The organism is Coleofasciculus sp. G3-WIS-01, from assembly GCF_040223135.1.
In the GTDB taxonomy this organism is placed as follows: Bacteria; Cyanobacteriota; Cyanobacteriia; order Cyanobacteriales; family Coleofasciculaceae; genus Coleofasciculus.
On the sequence record NZ_JAVJZI010000239.1, the window covers coordinates 1 to 18,193 of the forward strand.

Below are 18,193 nucleotides of genomic sequence, written 5' to 3' on the forward strand. Positions count from 1 at the left end.
ATCGGTGATGGTGATACGGCGTTTTGTCGGATGAAGTTTCCAGCCGCTGGTTTTATACTCAACTGAACGGTTGTCCTTTTGGAACCTCGGATATCCTTTTTTGCCAGCTTTTTTAGACTTGCAGTTATCGTAAAACCGAGATATTGCAAGCCATCCCCGTTCTGCCGATGCCTGTACAGCCATCGAGTTAAGGTCTTTGACAAAGGAGAATTCGTTGCGTAGTGATGTTGAATACTTGTTCAATGCAAAACGGTCAATCTAGGTGTCTTTGGGCGCGTCCATCCAATAACGAATTGCTTTGTTACGGATAAACTGCACCGTCCTGATGGCTTCATCGATAGCCTTGTATTGCTGCGGTTTTGCTTTGACCTTGTATTTGAGAACTAGCATTGAATCGACCTCTCAATGTGCTTTTTCTATTCTACTAGAAGTGTGATCAATTGTGTGTACCGATAAAAACAGACAGATTAGATATCAGATTGACTAAGTATGAAATGCAACAACTACAGCAAGAGGCTACCAGGCGGGGAATGAGCAAGTCTGAGTTGATCACAAGCTTGATAGCTCGTTTAAGAGCACCTTTGTAATTTGGTCATCTACGTCCCTCCGATGACCCGCCTTATATCCCACATCCTTTTAGGTGTGGGTTTTACGGCGCTTGCTATAAAAAGTTGGGTTAGGGGGAGTAGGATGTCACCCCATTATGTTATCATTGATGCTTAGCTAGAGTAAGTCAGCTTAATCCAGTCCTTCACTGAGAAACCTTTTTGAGTAACAAGGTGAAAACTGGAGCGGGGGAACCAAATTTTGGGGCATATCTCAGACTCGAAACCCGAGTCGAGAGGGACAACTCTCAGTCCTAGCCCGTCAGCTAACTCCGTAGGCATTGGGAGGAGACTGAAGAATCAGCATTTTTAGGAATGTTTCGATCTCATCAGTTTCAGGCGCTGGTACTGCTCAGTTTTTTTGTACCTGCTTTTTGAAGTTGAGGCGTTGCCATGTCGTTTCAGTTTAGCTTTGCGGTCATTTGTTGCGGGTGGAATTGGTATAGGTTGACGCGATGACACCGCTCTTCTAAAACATCAGTAACCCAGTAGAGACGTTGCATGCAACGTCTCTGTAAACCCCTATAACTCGATTTACGCTCTAGGAATTGGGTGGATTTTTTTTATCCAATCTGCTTGGGTTACCCCCTTTATCCTTTGCTTTTTTCATTGAACATCTTCCCCTTATCCACTTCAATCATGAGGGAATTTATGGAAACCTGGTCTCAGATTATTGCATTTTCAACTTTTGTCGGTGTCATTATCTTAATTATGACTGAATGGATGCACCTAACAATCGCGGCTTTTTTGGGGGCATTACTGCTAATTTTTGTCCACGTTATGACGCTGAACGAAGCTGTTGGCTACATCAGTCAGAGTTATGCAACCCTGGCTTTATTCTTTGGCGTAATGGTTCTGGTACGGGCATTTGAACCGACTAAACTATTTGACTACTTAGCCACACAAATGGTCGTATTAGCGAGAGGAGAAGGAAGGCGACTTCTGCTGGGGATTGTCGCTATTACTACCCCTATTTGTGCGGTATTGCCAAATGCGACAACGGTAATGTTATTAGCCCCTTTACTGCCACCATTAGCACAGGACATTGGGGTAAACTTCGTGCCATTACTCATTTTAATGGTGCTGGTGGCTAATAGTGCTGGATTACTCACACTTGTCGGTGATCCAGCAACATTTATTGTAGGAGATGCCGTCAATATCAGCTTCATAGACTACTTAAGTCAGTTTAGTTTAGGTGGAGGAATTGCCATTGCTGTGATTGTCGTTATGCTGCCCTTCTTATTCCCAAAAACTTGGCATAAAAAGCTGGATAATTTGAATCAACTGCCCCACCCTAAAATTCAGCATCCTAGAGTTTTAATCGCTGGGGGGTTTATCATGGCTTTTGTGCTGGTGTTTTTTGTTGTAGGAGACTCACTGCCTATTCCAATTTCCCCAGCGGCTGTCGCTTTGATGGGAGCGGCGTTAGCGTTACTGTTGGCTCACCATAGCAAGATTGATACTGTTAACAACATCTTACGGGATGTAGACTGGAGTACCTTACTCTTTTTTATGTCTATTTTCGTGATCATTGGTGGACTAGAAAAAACGGGTATCCTCAGCGGTTTATCCCGACTACTCGCCGTACTATTGGGACAAAATATTTTCCTCGGTTCACTCTTACTACTTTTCTTGGTTGGTTTACTCTCCAGTGTTGTTCCCAATATTCCTCTAGTAGTGGCAATGGTGCCACTGCTTAAACAGTACCTGGTTAATGTGGGTTCTGTGGGAGCAGATGTCCTATCTCCCACCTTTGAGGGTCAATTTCCCCCAGAAGTACTACCCCTTTTCTATGCCATGATGTTTGGTGCTACCTTGGGAGGGAATGGCACACTCGTTGGTGCCTCTTCCAATATCGTGGCGGCGGGTATTTCTGAACTCCATGGACGCCGGATTTCTTTTAAAACCTTTTTAGGTTACGGCGTACCGGTAATGGTGATACAACTAGTAACGGCAGCTTTATATATTACGATTCGCTTTTTCTGGTAAGTCCAAATGCACCTGAAATTTTTTTACGTTGTAGAGACACAGTATTGACTTTTTTTTCCAGCAGCAATATGATCATAGGTTAAGTCGAGTAAGTCAGCTTAATCCAGAACTTCACTGAGAAACCTGTTTCACAAGCACGGTGAAGCTGGAGCGGGGGAACCAACTTTTGGGGCGTATCTCACACTCGAACGCTGAGTTGAGAGGGACAACTCTCAGTCCTAGCCCGTCAGCTAACTCCGTAGGCATTGGGAGGAGACTGAAGAATCAGCATTATGTGTAATGTCTTGATCTCGTCAGTTTCAGGAGCTGGTACTACTCTAATTCGTTGTACCTACAGAGAGTCAGAGGCATTCCAGATGTTATTTCAGTTTAATTTAGCTGCCGTTATCGCGGTGGTAGCTTGTTCTAAGTGGCAAAAAGCCAAACCTGTATGGGTTTTTGGACGTTATCCGCTTAGGAGTTTGCCGCTACCTTCTCGTATTCTGGTGGGCAATGCCCACCCTACGATGTATCAAGGGTTGCCGCGATTCAAAAATGCTTAATAACTGGACTTTGGACTTAAAACCTACTCTGCTTCCTGGGTGAAGCGATAGTACAAAATAAACCAATCCTTGCTTTTGCCGTCTCCAGCACTTTGGTGAATGGAACGAAGTAGTCGGACTTTCATTAAAGTTAACGGTGGGGAGCGTCATTCGACATTTTACTGAATTCAAAATTTTTATCTGAAAAATTATTCAATAATCTATGCAAATTGCCCTCACCCTTGGCATTTTAATCCTCGCTTTAATTGCGTTTATTGCTGAATGGCTTCCCGTTGATATCACCGCCCTGCTTATTGCCGTTGTCTTGATGCTTTTGGAATTAGTTACCCCAGAAGAAGGAATCTCTGGCTTTAGTAACTCTGCTACCATTACAGTAATGGCAATGTTTATTCTGAGTGAGGGAATTGGGCGCACGGGTGTGATTCAAGTGGTTAGAGACGTGCTGATTAAATGGGGCGGAAAGAATCCCAGACAACAAATTTTTGTCATGGGGGCGATTGTGGGTTCGATTACTGCCTTTATCAACAATACGGCGGTTGTCGCTGTCTTTTTACCCATTGTGGAAGATTGGGGGAAAAAGCAGAACATCTCTGTCTCTAAACTGCTCATTCCCCTATCTTATGCCACGGTGTTAGGGGGGATGATTACCTTAATTGGCACCTCCACCAATATTGTGGCAAGTGGTATATCTAATGAATTGGGGTATGGCGAATTTGGATTATTTCAGTTTACCCCCTTGGGTATTATTACCTTTATTGTCGGATTAATCTACCCTAACAGCTACCTGACTCCAATTGGCTACCAGACGAATACAATGGTTTATGGACCGGGTGGCTATAAGTTTCTTGATTTCACTCGAATTGGGGCGCCTCTCAATTTGCTGCTGACGGTAATCACGCCACTGCTGATTATTTGGTTGTATGGTATAGCACCGACTCAATAAATTGTCAATTTATACCCATTTAAATGATGTGGCTACAGTTATTGGCTCTACTTTGTCCCCTTTTATAAATAGATTGGTGGAAATAAACCAAACTCGATTAAGTTATATAAATAGTTCTTAGACCCTGACAAATAACATAAGACAAAAGACATAAGACGAATGACAAATGCACCTAAAATTTACTCAAGACATTGAGTCCCTACTCAGCCGATTAACACATCAACCCCTAACGCTAAGAGATATTCTCACAGAAACTTCTGAGCGAGGATTCAGCTTGGTGATTGGCTTATTAGTTTTACCCTTTTTGTTTCCCATGCCTCCCGGAGCATCAAGTATATTAGGATTAGGTTGCTTAGTGTTATCCGTGCAAATGGCTTTGGGACGGCGAAAACCGTGGTTACCTAGAAAAGTTGCCAACTTTCGATTTCCCCCTAGCCTGAGTTTAAAACTGCTAAAAAATTTGAAGCGAGTGATGAGGGTGCTGGAAAAAATTGTGCGTCCTCGTTGGCTAAAGGTAGCGGAAAGTCCTAAAATTTGGCGCTGGAATGGGTTTTGTATGACTTGGCTAAGCGTGCTACTGATGTTACCGTTTCCTTTCACGAATCCGATGCCAACCGCCGCGATTTTGTTATTGGTTGTTGCTACCTTAGAAGAAGATGGTTTGCTGATGTGTGTGGGGTACGGACTAACCGCTTTAGTGACCCTAGTTTTTGCTTTTATTGCTTATGCACTCTGGCAAGGCTCTCATTTACTGCCCATTTTCTTTTAAAAAAATAGTTGCTCAAATAAGGGCAATGAGTTGAAACACCATAAGTGGTAGGTGGGCATTGCCCACCCTACATTGAGTTTCTCCATAAACGTTTTTTCCTTTAGCACAATTACCGCAAACCATGTCATTTACTCCATCATCATCTGCATCGTCGAGTTCTGTTTCTGATACCACTCAACCCTGGCATACCCTGGACATTGAGCAGGCACTAGAACGTCTAAAAAGTGACACAGAAAGGGGTTTAACCCCCGCACAAATTGCCCAGAGGCAGCAGCAGTATGGGTTAAATGAATTAACAGAAAACTTGGGGCGTAGTCCCCTGGCAATCTTATGGGATCAGTTCACGAATATCATGTTAGTGATGCTGATTGCCGTAGCCATCGTGTCAGGGGTACTGGATTTAGGAAATGGGGTGTTTCCCAAAGACGCGATCGCGATTTTTGCGATCGTGATTTTAAATGGTCTGTTAGGCTATCTCCAAGAAAGCCGTGCTGAAAAAGCCCTCGCCGCCCTCAAACGCCTTTCTTCCCCTAAAGTACGGGTGCTGCGAGATGGGAAACTGATGGAAATTTCCGGTAAGGAATTGGTGCCGGGGGATGTCATGCTATTAGAAGCGGGAGTACAAGTCTCGGCTGATGGTCGTCTGATTGAAGCCCAAAACCTGCAAATCCGGGAATCTGCCCTAACTGGGGAAGCCGAGGCGGTACACAAGCAACCGGACGTGCAACTGAGTGAAGACGCCCCCTTAGGCGATCGCGTAACCTTGGTATTTCAGGGAACCGAAGTGATTCAGGGGCGGGCAAAGGTACTGGTTACCAACACCGGGATGCAGACGGAATTAGGGCGAATTGCCACAATGCTGCAATCGGTGGAAACAGAACCCACGCCGCTACAACAGCGGATGTCTCAGTTGGGAAATGTTTTAGTCAGTGGTTCCCTAATCTTGGTAGCGTTGGTTGTCGTCGGGGGTATCCTGAACCGGGGATTGGGACTGTTTGAAGAACTCTTAGAAGTATCCTTAAGTATGGCAGTGGCAGTCGTCCCGGAAGGGTTGCCTGCTGTGGTTACCGTTACCCTAGCCCTCGGCACCCAGCGGATGGTGCGCCGCCACGCCCTGATTCGTAAGCTACCTGCGGTGGAAACCCTGGGTTCTGTGACGACGATTTGCTCTGACAAAACCGGTACCCTCACCCAAAATAAAATGGTTGTCCAGTTCGTTCACACCCTTGGGGATACCGTTGCGGTGACAGGTGAAGGGTATGCACCGATTGGAGAATTCCGGATTCAGGAGTCAGCCATCACAGTTCAAGACTATCCCGACTTGCAAACCCTGTTAACCGCTTGTGTAATTTGTAACGATGCCCGATTGCAGCAGGAAAAGCAGGAATGGGGGATTTTGGGTGATCCAACCGAGGGGGCGTTGTTATCCTTGGCTGGTAAGGCAGGTTTTTTTGAAGAGTCCTTGCGTCAACAGTTGCCCCGGGTAGCCGAGTTTCCCTTTTCCTCTGAACGCAAGCGCATGAGTGTGATTTGCCAGATGGAGAATGGGAAAGAGGTTACATCCTACATCATGTTTACCAAAGGCTCACCGGAGTTAATTTTAGAGCGTTGCACCCGGATTCAGGAGGGTGAACTAACTCCGCAGCAACGGGAGCAGATTCTGGAACAAAATAACCAGATGGCAGGTAAAGGATTGCGGGTATTGGGATTTGCCTATAAGCTCTTGCCAGACATTCCCCCGGAAGGTTCTTGGGAAGAGAGCGAGCAAGGATTAATCTGGCTGGGATTAGTGGGAATGCTGGATGCGCCGCGTTCAGAGGTACGGGAGGCTGTGGCTCAATGTCGGGAGGCGGGAATTCGCCCGGTGATGATTACAGGAGATCATCAGTTAACGGCGCGAGCGATCGCAACTGATCTGGGAATTGCTAAAGACGGGGATTTAGTTCTCACCGGACAAGAGTTGCAAAAACTCTCTCAAGCCGAATTAGAGCAACAGGTTAACCATATCAGTATTTACGCCCGTGTGTCCCCGGAACACAAACTGCGAATCGTCCAAGCCTTGCAAAGCCAAGGTGAATTTGTAGCAATGACGGGGGATGGAGTTAATGACGCCCCCGCCCTTAAGCAAGCTGATATTGGCGTAGCGATGGGCATTACGGGCACCGATGTGAGTAAAGAAGCCAGCGATATGATTCTGCTGGATGACAATTTTGCCACCATCGTCCATGCTGTGGAAGAAGGTCGAGTGGTTTATACGAATATTCGCCGCTTCATTAAATATATTCTGGGAAGCAACATCGGGGAAGTACTTACCATTGCAGCCGCGCCGTTAATTGGCTTGGGTGGTGTTCCCCTTTCCCCCCTACAAATTCTGTGGATGAACCTCGTCACCGACGGATTACCTGCTCTCGCCCTAGCCATGGAACCCGCCGAACCCAACGTGATGCAGCGCCCGCCCTACAATCCTCGCGAGAGTATCTTTGCCCGTGGGTTGGGGCTTTACATGGTGCGGATTGGGATTATCTTTGCCATATTGACCATCATACTCATGGTCTGGGCATATAACTACGCCCAGGTATCGGGAGATCCGGATCGGTGGAAGACGATGGTATTTACCACCCTATGTTTAGCCCAGATGGGACATGCGATCGCGATTCGTTCCCATACTCAGTTAACCGTGCAACTCAATCCCTTCTCCAATCCTTACGTTATGAGTGCTGTTACCTTGACCACGGCATTACAATTAATGCTAATTTATGTGGCTCCCCTGCGGGATTTCTTTGGCACTCACTGGTTAAGCCCTCTAGAACTTTTGGTTTGTATTGGTTTCAGTGCTTTAATGTTTGTTTGGATTGAACTGGAAAAACTGGTGATTAACCGATTCAGACTTCGGCAAACCGCGATCGAGTAATTGAGTTAAAGCGGTAACAAAGGGTTCCCTGGTACGGTGTTATGGTTCCCTGGTACGGTGTTATAATTCCCTGGTACGGTGTTATAATTCGGGCTGGCTGCACAACTGCCAAACCCTTAGCTATCAAGGCTTTGAGTGGCATTGATATTTGCTCAAGTTCAAGAAATCCGGGTTAAACCTTTTTATACCCTTGCACCGCTATCAGGGAAAATGTACTATGGCTCCCCCTGCTAAGAGACGTAGCATGCTACGTCTCTACATTGCTCCCCCTGCTTTTGGCGCTATTGTATATCTGGCTCAATCCCTAACTGCTTCAGCCGACGCTCGAGTTCCTCTACCCGTTGTTGCGCCAGTTCTCGTTGTTGTCGTTCGGCTTCAGCCTGTTCCTGCGCCAGTTGAGCCTGTTCCTGCGCCAGTTGAGCTTGTTCCTGCGCCAATTCTTTTTCCTGTTTTTCTTGCTCGGCTCTTTCTTCGGGAGTGGGAATCAATTGCCCCTGGGGACTGAAAAACCGCAGCTTTGATTCATACACCCCCACAAACAACTCTAGCTGCTGACTCCACAACCACTCTTGCTCATTTGGCTCTATGGGTTGATAAGTTCCTCTAACTAGGCAGAATCCTTGGAACTCCAACGTATCGGGGTGAAACCAGAAATATTCTGGCGTGCGAAAGGTGTCTTGGTAAAGCTGTTTCTTAAATCCCTTATCAACGTTAGCCGTGCTATTAGAAAGCAATTCAATAATGACATTCGGATATTTCCCCTGTTCAGCCCAGAGTACCCAGCTTTTGCGGGGTTTATTTTCTGTTCCCAGAACCACAAAAAAATCAGGTCCGCGAAAGTCCCGCGTGGTAATATGTTCTGGACTGAAATAAATCGTCAGGTTTCCCGTGGCATAGAAGTCAGTGCGCTCTCGCCACCACCACTTCAGACAAGCCAGTAACAGCTCTATTTGATCGCGATGCAGGTCACTTTCCAACGGCGGTTCATCACTCCATAAATCCGAGGGTGGAATGATTATATCGTCTCCTTCAGTCGATATCGTTAAACTTGCTGCCGCCTCTGAATTTTGAGTAAAGGTCATGATCATGGTTAAGGGGCAAAATGGCTACCTCTAGTTTAATCCCAAATCCCAAATTCTTTGTTAAACAGCAAGTTTCCGAGCTTATCCTTTCAACTGTGCGATCGCCACTCAACAGGATGGGGTAATAGGCGATCGCTCCCTTGTGAACAAATGCTACGCTGAACACCAAAGACACCCTAGCGAATAACATGACCGTCCAGCTTACGATAGAACTCCCCGAAGGCGCTTTTTCGGCACTACGGACTAGCCCAGATGCTTTTGTGCAAGAAATGCGTTTAGCCGCTGCTGTCAAATGGTACGAAGTCGGCATCATCTCTCAATCCAAAGCGGCTGAAATAGCCGATGTGAGCCGTCAAGACTTTCTCGCCGCCCTTTCGCGCTTCAATGTGTCACCCTTTCAGGTAACACCTCAAGAACTAGCGGAGGAACCTTGCTACCCTAAAAATAGGAATTCCCCCATCCACCCAAGCCCACGGCAGCAAGCGTGCAGAGAACGAATATATGAGTATTAAAGACAAACCGCAATCGCCACAGGGTCGCCAGATTGCTCTTATTCTATTGATTCTGGCAGGTGTATCCTTAGTGGGATACTTGTTTGTACCCAAATCCCCTCGGTTTCCCCTGGTTCCCTATAGCAAATTTCTCGACCAACTCGACGACGGAAAAGTTGCCCGGGTTTCGGTGGGGGAAGAACAAGTGATTTTTCAGCTTAAGCCAGCCCAAGATCCACTCCAAGCCACTCAAGACTTGCTGCAAGCCGCCCAAGATCCCCTCCAAGCTACTCAAGACTTGCTGGAAACCCCAGAACAGCCTTTAGAGACGGCGGAAACACCTGAGCTGGACACACCTGACAATCTGTTAAATCCGACACCTGAAGATCCACTCAACCCCACGGAGGAACTGCTCAATGAGAATGAGCAAAAAGGACAAATCTATGCTACGCTGCGGATCGATGATCCGAATTTGGTGAACAATCTCCAGGAACAGGGGATTGAGTTTTTTGCCGCGCCGCCACCGAAAAATGGTTGGTTACTGAGTCTGTTAAGTTGGGTGGTTCCGCCGCTAATCCTCGTCGCCGCCTTTCAGTTTTTCCTGCGCCGCAGTGACAGAGATACCGAAGGTGCGCTTTCATTTAGTAAAAGCAAGGCAAAAGTTTATGTAGAAGGGGAATCGGCTAAAATTACCTTTGCTAATGTCGCTGGGGCGGAGGAAGCCAAGACAGAATTAGTGGAAATTGTCGAGTTCCTGCAAAATCCCGATCGCTTTACCGCAATTGGGGCGCGAATCCCTAAAGGGGTGCTGTTGGTGGGACCTCCGGGAACGGGGAAAACATTATTAGCAAAAGCCGTGGCTGGGGAAGCTGGGGTGCCTTTCTTTAGTATTTCCGCATCGGAGTTTGTGGAACTTTTTGTGGGAACCGGCGCCGCCCGGGTGCGGGATTTGTTTGATCAGGCAAAAAAGAAAGCTCCCTGTATTATCTTTATTGATGAATTGGATGCGATCGGGAAATCCCGGAGTAGTGGGAATTTCCATAGTGGCGGGAATGATGAACGAGAACAGACGCTCAACCAATTGCTGACGGAGATGGATGGGTTTGCGGCTGGGGATGCGACGGTGATTGTTCTGGCGGCGACGAACCGCCCGGAAAGCTTAGATCGGGCATTGTTACGTCCCGGACGCTTTGACCGTCAGGTGTTGGTTGACCGTCCTGATTTAGCTGGACGCAAAGAGATTTTAACGATTTATGCCCAAAAAGTCAAATTGGGTGAGGATGTGGATCTACACGCGATCGCAACTCGTACTCCTGGGTTTGCTGGGGCGGATTTAGCCAATCTGGTCAATGAAGCCGCCCTATTAGCCGCCCGCAAGCGCCAAGAAACAATTGCTCAAGCCGACTTCGCCGAAGCCATTGAACGAGTCGTGGCGGGGTTGGAGAAGAAAAGCCGGGTTCTCAACGATGTCGAGAAGAAGATTGTCGCCTATCACGAAGTTGGTCATGCTTTAGTCGGTGCATTAATGCCAGGGAGTGGTAAAGTGGCGAAAATCTCAATTGTGCCACGGGGAATGTCGGCTTTGGGATACACGCTACAACTACCCACAGAAGACCGTTTTTTGATGAATGAAGCGGAACTCCGGGGTGATATTTCCACACTTTTGGGGGGACGCGCCGCTGAGGAAATTGTCTTTGGCAATATCACAACGGGGGCGGCTAATGATTTGCAACGCGCCACCGAGTTAGCTGAACGCATGGTGACGACGTATGGTATGAGTAAAGTTTTGGGTCCTTTGGCGTATAATCAGGCTCAAGGTAATAGTTTCTTGGGCAATAATGGGGGGAATGTACGCCGGAGTGTGAGTGATGAAACGGCAAAAGCCATTGATGGTGAAGTTCGAGAAATTGTGGAAATGTCCCATCAGAAAGCCTTAGCGATTATCAATAATAATCGTGATTTACTCGAACAAATTGCTCAACAGATATTAGCAACTGAGGTGATTGAAGGAGAAGATTTACAAAATCTGCTGCAACAAGTGCGTCCGGTGGATAATTTTGTAGCGTTAGAGGCTAATCGTGTAGCGTCATAGAATAGTTTTGAGTTTTGACCCAACGCACTCGCTAGTCTGGCAGGGTGCGTGAGTGTGTAGGGGCGGGTTTTACTACTGTCGTTTCCTTTGCACTTCATAGTAAATAAACCCGCCCCGACTAAGTGCGATAACTATTTGACAAATGAAAAAATCCCTCCATATTCTAAATCGTCTCAGTTTTGGTCTTCGTCCCGGTGATATTGAACAAATTCAATCGATGGGGATTGATGCTTATATTCAATCTCAACTTTCGCCGGAATCCATTCCCGAATCTCCCCAAATAACTCGCCAGCTTGATCAGTGGCGTACTCTCAAACTTACTCCTATTCAGTTACTCAGACAGTATAAACCTCGCCACAAAGAACAGCGTTCAGAGGAGGAACGTCAGCAAGCTCGCCAAAAAGCTAGACAACCGTTGCAGCAAGCGATACAAGCTCGATTACTCCGTGCGATCGCGAGTCGGAGGCAATTGCAAGAGGTGATGGTAGATTTTTGGTTTAATCACTTTAATGTTTTTGCCAAAAAAGGTGAGATTCAATTCTGGGTTGGTGTCTATGAACAGCAAGCCATTCGACCTTATTCCCTGGGTCATTTTCGGGATTTGCTAGCAGCAACAGTTCATCATCCGGCGATGTTGGTTTATTTAGATAACTGGCGAAATACTGCACCCAATAGTCCGGGTGCTAAGGGTCAATTTCGCGGTATTAATGAGAACTATGCCCGTGAATTGATGGAACTTCATACCTTGGGTGTTGATGGCGGCTACACTCAGGATGATGTGATTGCCTTGGCTCATATTTTAACCGGATGGGGTTTTGATTTGGATGGCAATAAGGGGGATAGCAATGGCTTTTATTTTGATAGCAACCGCCATGACTATAGTGATAAAGTACTTCTGGGTCAACGGATTAAAGGCAATGGTGTGGCTGAAGTGGAACAAGCTATCGATAGCTTGGCTAGCCATCCAGCAACTGCCCGTTATATCAGTTATAAACTTGCCCAATATTTTGTCGCCGATGAGCCGCCTTCCGGTTTAGTCAAGGGACTGGCTAAGGAATTTTTGCAGACAGAGGGGAATATTCGGGCTGTCTTAAAAACTCTTTTCCAAAGTCCTGAATTTTTGCAGGCTAATAATTATGGTCGTAAATTTAAGACTCCCTATCACTATATTATTTCTGCTGTCCGGGCGACGGGGACAAAAGAGCCAAATTTAACGCGGATTTCGGGTATGTTAAATCAACTGAGTATGCCCCTTTATAATTGCTCCACTCCTGAAGGCTATAAAAATATCCAAGAAGCTTGGTTGAGTCCCGATGCGATGCTACGGCGGGTTAGTTTGGCAACGACGATAGCCCAAGGAGGCTTGAATGATAATAAATCGGTGGAGGCGAGTCAACTTCTTAATACATTGGGTGATAGTATTTCTGCCCAAACTAAACAGGAGATTGAGAATAGTCCCGAAAAGTTACGGGCAGCTTTGATTTTAGGAAGTCCCGATCTGATGTATCGATAATGGCTCAATTAAACTCAGTAACAGTCAAGGAGAAAATATGGGGAATAATTCATATCGAAAAAGAAATGACAAGGCATCTAGAGACTGTCTAAAGGACATTAAATATATTCCTGATGATCGGGTAGGCGAGGTGCTAGTAGAAGCGGCTCGTTTACAGTCTGAAGCGAATAAAAGTTACTCCTTAGCGGATCTAAAAGAAATATGTTCAGAAGCAGGAATTCCGCCACATTTTGTTGAGAAAGCCGTCCGAAAAATAGAAAAAAAACGGAAAAAACAACGGCGGATACAAAAGTATATAAAAAAGGGAATTCGGCTCGTGATTCCGGCAATCGCTCTATTTAGTCTTTTTATATGTGGAATAATGTTAGTATTGGAATTATGATGATAAAACGTTAGATACCACTTCTGGTAAAGTCAGTTATGCAACTGTAAGATTTGAAAATAATGTCGTTGAGGACATAAGGTTCTCTGGTTAATAAATTCATAACTTAAATGAAAGATAACCCTCTAAAATTACTGCTAATTTCTAGTCCAGTGGGTCCGTTGGGTTCAGGCTTGACGGGCGGAGTTGAATTTAAATTGCGGAATGTTGCCAGCGATTTAGTCAGACGCGGGCATCAGGTCACTATTGTAGCAATGGAAGGGTCTACGGGTTGGGGGATGCCCCTAGTAGAAATTAGTGGAATGGTACAAACTAGTGCTCAAACTCAAGCACGAGATACACCGATTATTATTCCCCCATCTTCAGTTTTAGCCGGATTTTGGGATTATGCACGACAAGTCCAATGTGACTATGATGTCATAGTCAATTTTGCCTATGATTGGTTGCCCTTTTATTTGACGCCGTTTTTTAATCGTCCCATTGCCCATTGGGTGACAATGAGTTCTATCTCCGATGCGATGGATGAGATTATTGAGCAAGTGGTGATGGCGTTTCCGGGTACAGTGGGCATCAATTCCCAATCACAGGCGGCGACATTTAGATTTGGCACACGCTGTCGGTATTTGGGGAATGGGATTGAGTTATCATGCTATAATTTTTGTCCAGAACCTGAACCGTGGTTGGCATGGCTGGGGCGAATTTCCCCAGAAAAGGGGTTAGAGGATGCAGTGGCGGCGTCTCAGATGACGGGGATTCCCCTGAAAATTATGGGAGTGCTGCAAAATCAGGACTATTGGCAACAGATTTTGCGGGATTACCCAGAGGCGCCAATTCATTATCTAGGGTTTTTCTCGACGAGTGAATTGCAGCAGCATTTACGCCAATGTCGGGGATTATTAATGACGCCGCGTTGGGTGGAATCGTTTGGCAATGTGGCAATAGAAGCCCTCGCCTGTGGCGTGCCGGTGATTGCATACCGTCGCGGTGGACCGACGGAAATTGTGGAGGAGGGGAAAACGGGGTTTTTGGTGGAACCGGATTCGGTGGCGGGATTGGTTGAGGCGATTAAGGGGTTGGATAGGATTAACCGCAATACCTGTCGTCAACAAGCCGAAGCCAAATACTCAACACAGGCGATGTGCGATCGCGTGGAACAGTGGTTGTACGATATTTTAATGGGTTGGTAGTTGCACTGTCTTCGCCATCAACCCCCGCATCGTTGACGGACGGACGATAAAGGTTTGAAAAAGCCTGTTCTTCCAGACTTATTAGGTTGCTAACCGACTTCCATCACTTCATTAAACCGATCTCTCCCCGCATGATAATCCTTACTTTCATACCCCATAACATACCGTACAATCCACTTCTGCGACTTACCATCTTCCATCAGTAAACGAATCGCCTTCCTTAAAACCTGATCTTGATCAACAAACCGTTCCACAAACCAGTTTTCGGTTTCCGCCAAGCCCCGCTTATCATTTTCAGCACTCCGATTCAGATAAACGGCGGCTAATAATGCCTTAAATGATTTGCCTAAATCTTTCTCATTCCCCAAATTCAGCGCCGTCAACTCCTCAGTCGTGATTTGATTGATATAGTCGGCTTGATTCTCCTTAGACGTTAATTCCTTAAACAACTCATTTAAACTACCAACTTTAACATTGGGTAGATAGCCATACAAATAATCAGCAACGACCCCCTTAAATACCGCATCTCCCAGAAACCTTAACTGTTTATTCTCAGATGAACGCTCTTTTATACTTTTTAAATGACGCTCCAGTAACGGCGCAACCAACTGCTTAATCAACCAATTCCGCGCCTGAGAAAACCCGCGATCCTGATGAATCGCCCCAACTAACGCTATCAATGCCTCCTCAAAGGGATTGTGGCTTTGTAAACGCAAGCGATGCCGTTCTTGGGTCAGTCCTAGAAACGGAAACCCTTCGCCTAATCCCAGTTGATACCACAGTTTAGTTAACCGTTGTCCCTCGACTAACTTGTCCCGTAATCCTTTGAAATTACCGACCTCTAAATAGGGACAGTTGTGATATAAATAGTCAGTAATCACCAAATTAACGATGGCATCCCCCAGAAATTTTAATCGCTCGTTATTCTGTTCATATTCTCCAATTTGCTCCGCATAAGAGCGATGCATTAAAGCAAGGCGAAGCGTATCACTATGCTTGAATTGAATACCGATTTGGGTTTCTACAGGTTCAGGATTCCATTCCATCAGTTTTAAAAGATTAAGAGGTTTTAACAACAGGTAATTGCACCGTCAGGACTGAACAGGGAGCATGATGGAGAACGTAATTACTGACACTCCCCAAAAGTAACTCCGAAAGCCCTGACAAACCCCGATGACCAATGATAATTAGATCAGCGTGCCAAGTCTTAGCCATCTTACAGATGGTTTCCCCCGGACTTCCTGGCACCTGGGTAAACTCAGCCATGACACCAGCCGCCGTAGCTTTAGCCGTGCGCTCGCGCAAAATCTCCAGACATTCGCTTTCAAAGTCGTCCCACTGCTTGCGGTAGCTGATATTCACATCATCCAATCGCCACGGGTAATAGTCCGTCTCAGCAAATCCTGGCATACCCGGACTCGTGTCTTCCTCCGGAGACAGAACGTGCAACAGTAATAGATGACCCTTAACCGCTTTGGCTAATTCTAGGGCTTGATCAAAAACAGGGTCACCCATACCAGAGGTATCTATGGCAACAAGCATCTTTTCAAACATAACCATTTCCTCCAAAACCCTGGTAAATAGTAGGTTGTTACCGCTCTGACAATGGTATAATGAATCTCAACTCAGGATAGTGCTACTCGATTCGATTTCGTCAAGGAGCTAGCTTATGGAAGCTGATTCCAATCTAGCAATTGTGTCGGAATCTAGGTCAAAAATAAACACAATAATTAATTGTTGTGAAACATAGATGCAACAGACATCTCACTTTTCACAGAAAGTGTTATAACCAATAGAAGTCCGACACTCAACCTGGAAACCAAGGGCTGAGAGAGGGAAAAATTCATGAGTTTAAATGCCCGCTTTGCGGTGATCAGCGACCTACACATTGCCCTACCCAAAACTATTTGGGATATTCCCACCCGCTTTCATTTAGTGGAAATCAGTATCCCCGCCCTAGAGCTAGTATTCAATCATTTAGAACACCTTAATCTAGATTTTCTCCTGCTTCCAGGAGATTTAACCCAACACGGCGAACCGACTAACCATGACTGGCTACAAAGGCGCTTATCCCAGCTACCCTACCCGGTTTACGTTGTACCTGGTAATCATGATGTCCCCACGCTATTACCGGACGAACGTTCGATTGGACTGAAAGAGTTTCCCCACTACTATCATCAATTTGGCTATGATAATCCCGACCAACTCTACTACACCCATGAAATTTTCCCCGGTGTGCAGCTTATTGGGTTAAATTCTAACCAATTTGACCAGACGGGTAAGCAGGTGGGTTGTCTGGATGCACCGCAATTGGCATGGCTTGAGGATGTACTTTCTCAAACTCAGGATAAGTTGGTTGTAGTCATGGTACATCACAATGTCATCGAACATCTACCGAATCAAGCAAAGCATCCCTTGGGACGCCGTTATATGCTGGATAATGCCCCTACCCTGTTAAATCTGCTCAAAGCGGCTGGGGTGAATTTAATCTTTACGGGTCATCTTCATGTCCAGGATATCGCCTATCACCAGGGAATCTACGATATTACCACCGGATCATTAGTCAGCTATCCCCATCCCTACCGAGTCTTAGAATTGCGAACCGATAACCGAGGGAATCGCTGGTTACAGATAGAATCCCATCACATCACATCTGTACCCGGTTGGGAAAATCTGCCAGAAATTTCGCGGAAATGGATGGGCGATCGCTCTCATCCGTTTATGGTAAAGTTACTTACCGCCCCACCTTTATGTTTACCCGTAGCCGACGCCGATAAACTTGCCCCCAGTCTACGCAACTTTTGGGCAGATATTGCTGTGGGTGACGCCTGTTTTGATTTTCCTGAGTTTCCCCCCCTTGTCCGCCGCTATTTCCAAACCTTTAGCGCGATGGATAGTAACGGGAAACCTGCTTTTATCGATAATCACACTACCTTACTCCTGGAGTCATGAGTTTTTGGAGTGGACGCGATCGGTTATTCTGAGTTGTAGCTAGGAGAACAGTTAATGTCTACAAAAATGGTTGATGTGCATGAAGCACAGATAAATTTGCAGGAGTTATTGTTTCTAGTACGGGGAGGTACAGAGATTGTCTTGACCGAAGGTAGTACTCCCCTTGCCCGTCTCGTACCCATCGCATCATCAATCCCACGACGCATAGCGGGATTACATGATGGAGGAATCTGGACAAGTGACGATTTTGATCAGCCTTTACCGGAAGAATTCTGGACAGGAGAGGAATGAAATTATTGCTAGATACCCATACCTTTATTTGGTGGGATTCTCAGCCGAATAAGCTGTCACAAAAAGCTCTATCTTTGTGTCAAGAACCGGAAAACATGTTGCTGCTGAGTGTTGCTAGCATCTGGGAAATACAAATCAAGCTTCAACTCGGTAAACTTAAACTTAATCTGCCTTTAGCTGAATTGATTGAAAGTCAGCAAAAGACTAACAATCTCGAAATACTGCCGATTACGCTGAGGCACGTTTTAGTATTGGAGAGCTTACCTAACCCTCACAAAGACCCTTTTGATCGGCTATTAATAGCTCAGGCAAGAGTTGAAGATGCTTTTCTCGTGAGTTGCGATCCAATATTTGCTCAGTATCCCGTGAAGTTAGCTTGGTAGCTAATACTGGTGATTGGCGATCGCGTTTTTTGTGTAGTGGAAAGGGAAACCCTACGTCAGT

The 18,193-nt window shown here is 46.0% G+C and carries 14 protein-coding genes, 3 pseudogenes and 2 riboswitches; of the genes and pseudogenes, 13 read left to right on the forward strand and 4 right to left on the reverse strand.

Features of this window, described 5'->3' with window-relative positions; genetic code table 11:
- A pseudogene (locus RIM23_RS24310) lies at positions 1–390 on the reverse strand (RNA-guided endonuclease TnpB family protein); the annotation flags it as partial.
- A 377-nt stretch (positions 391–767) separates the two neighbouring features.
- A riboswitch (cyclic di-AMP (ydaO/yuaA leader) is annotated at positions 768–901 on the forward strand.
- 355 nt (positions 902–1,256) lie between these two features.
- Between RIM23_RS24310 and RIM23_RS24315 the strand changes: the two are divergent.
- The 5 genes and pseudogenes from RIM23_RS24315 to RIM23_RS24335 all read left to right on the forward strand — a co-directional run bounded on the left by RIM23_RS24315 (position 1,257) and on the right by RIM23_RS24335 (position 7,759).
- Positions 1,257–2,594, forward strand: coding sequence for an SLC13 family permease (locus RIM23_RS24315; protein ID WP_446370120.1), 1,338 nt, complete (start codon positions 1,257–1,259; stop codon positions 2,592–2,594).
- Between the two features lie 110 nt (positions 2,595–2,704).
- A riboswitch (cyclic di-AMP (ydaO/yuaA leader) is annotated at positions 2,705–2,854 on the forward strand.
- Positions 2,855–2,866: 12 nt separating this feature from the next.
- Complete coding sequence (locus RIM23_RS24320; RefSeq protein ID WP_446370122.1) at positions 2,867–3,136, forward strand: hypothetical protein; 270 nt, start codon at positions 2,867–2,869, stop codon at positions 3,134–3,136.
- Positions 3,137–3,338: 202 nt separating this feature from the next.
- A pseudogene (locus RIM23_RS24325) lies at positions 3,339–3,908 on the forward strand (SLC13 family permease); the annotation flags it as partial.
- 337 nt (positions 3,909–4,245) lie between these two features.
- The gene (locus RIM23_RS24330; protein WP_446370124.1) at positions 4,246–4,848 is read left to right on the forward strand and encodes an exopolysaccharide biosynthesis protein; all 603 of its coding nucleotides are present in this window, start codon (positions 4,246–4,248) and stop codon (positions 4,846–4,848) included.
- A gap of 121 nt (positions 4,849–4,969) precedes the next feature.
- On the forward strand, positions 4,970–7,759 hold the full coding sequence (locus RIM23_RS24335; RefSeq protein WP_446370126.1) for a cation-translocating P-type ATPase: 2,790 nt from the start codon (positions 4,970–4,972) through the stop codon (positions 7,757–7,759).
- Positions 7,760–8,040: 281 nt separating this feature from the next.
- Here the strand turns inward: RIM23_RS24335 and RIM23_RS24340 are convergent, their stop codons facing one another.
- A complete protein-coding gene (locus RIM23_RS24340) occupies positions 8,041–8,841 on the reverse strand; it encodes a Uma2 family endonuclease (RefSeq protein ID WP_446370128.1) in 801 nt (266 codons plus the stop codon).
- A gap of 188 nt (positions 8,842–9,029) precedes the next feature.
- On the opposite strand from RIM23_RS24340, the pseudogene RIM23_RS24345 reads away from it, so the two are divergent.
- The 5 genes and pseudogenes from RIM23_RS24345 to RIM23_RS24365 form a co-directional block, all read left to right on the forward strand.
- Positions 9,030–9,269: pseudogene (locus RIM23_RS24345) on the forward strand (UPF0175 family protein); the annotation flags it as partial.
- Positions 9,270–9,342: 73 nt separating this feature from the next.
- A complete protein-coding gene (ftsH, locus tag RIM23_RS24350) occupies positions 9,343–11,424 on the forward strand; it encodes an ATP-dependent zinc metalloprotease FtsH (protein ID WP_446370130.1) in 2,082 nt (693 codons plus the stop codon).
- Between the two features lie 142 nt (positions 11,425–11,566).
- Positions 11,567–12,937, forward strand: coding sequence for a DUF1800 domain-containing protein (locus RIM23_RS24355; protein WP_446370132.1), 1,371 nt, complete (start codon positions 11,567–11,569; stop codon positions 12,935–12,937).
- 37 nt (positions 12,938–12,974) lie between these two features.
- Positions 12,975–13,319, forward strand: coding sequence for a hypothetical protein (locus RIM23_RS24360; RefSeq protein WP_446370134.1), 345 nt, complete (start codon positions 12,975–12,977; stop codon positions 13,317–13,319).
- A 110-nt stretch (positions 13,320–13,429) separates the two neighbouring features.
- Positions 13,430–14,506 (forward strand): glycosyltransferase family 4 protein, encoded by a 1,077-nt coding sequence (locus RIM23_RS24365; protein ID WP_446370136.1) that lies wholly within the window; start codon positions 13,430–13,432, stop codon positions 14,504–14,506.
- A gap of 89 nt (positions 14,507–14,595) precedes the next feature.
- On the opposite strand, the gene RIM23_RS24370 is transcribed toward RIM23_RS24365, so the two are convergent.
- Both RIM23_RS24370 and RIM23_RS24375 read right to left on the reverse strand, forming a co-directional pair.
- Positions 14,596–15,552: a ribonuclease III domain-containing protein gene (locus tag RIM23_RS24370; RefSeq protein WP_446370138.1), complete on the reverse strand. Its 957-nt coding sequence runs from the start codon at positions 15,550–15,552 to the stop codon at positions 14,596–14,598.
- Between the two features lie 13 nt (positions 15,553–15,565).
- Entirely contained in the window at positions 15,566–16,060 is a 495-nt protein-coding gene (locus RIM23_RS24375) for a universal stress protein (RefSeq protein WP_446370140.1), read from the reverse strand.
- A 291-nt stretch (positions 16,061–16,351) separates the two neighbouring features.
- Here RIM23_RS24375 and RIM23_RS24380 point away from each other — a divergent pair, with 291 nt between their 5' ends.
- The 3 genes from RIM23_RS24380 to RIM23_RS24390 are packed head-to-tail and all read left to right on the forward strand — an operon-like array spanning position 16,352 to position 18,132.
- Positions 16,352–17,458 (forward strand): metallophosphoesterase family protein, encoded by a 1,107-nt coding sequence (locus RIM23_RS24380; RefSeq protein WP_446370142.1) that lies wholly within the window; start codon positions 16,352–16,354, stop codon positions 17,456–17,458.
- 54 nt (positions 17,459–17,512) lie between these two features.
- Positions 17,513–17,749: a type II toxin-antitoxin system Phd/YefM family antitoxin gene (locus RIM23_RS24385; protein ID WP_446370144.1), complete on the forward strand. Its 237-nt coding sequence runs from the start codon at positions 17,513–17,515 to the stop codon at positions 17,747–17,749.
- Positions 17,746–18,132 (forward strand): type II toxin-antitoxin system VapC family toxin, encoded by a 387-nt coding sequence (locus RIM23_RS24390; RefSeq protein ID WP_446370146.1) that lies wholly within the window; start codon positions 17,746–17,748, stop codon positions 18,130–18,132. The genes RIM23_RS24385 and RIM23_RS24390 overlap by 4 nt, the downstream gene beginning before the upstream one ends.
- Positions 18,133–18,193: the final 61 nt, after the last annotated feature.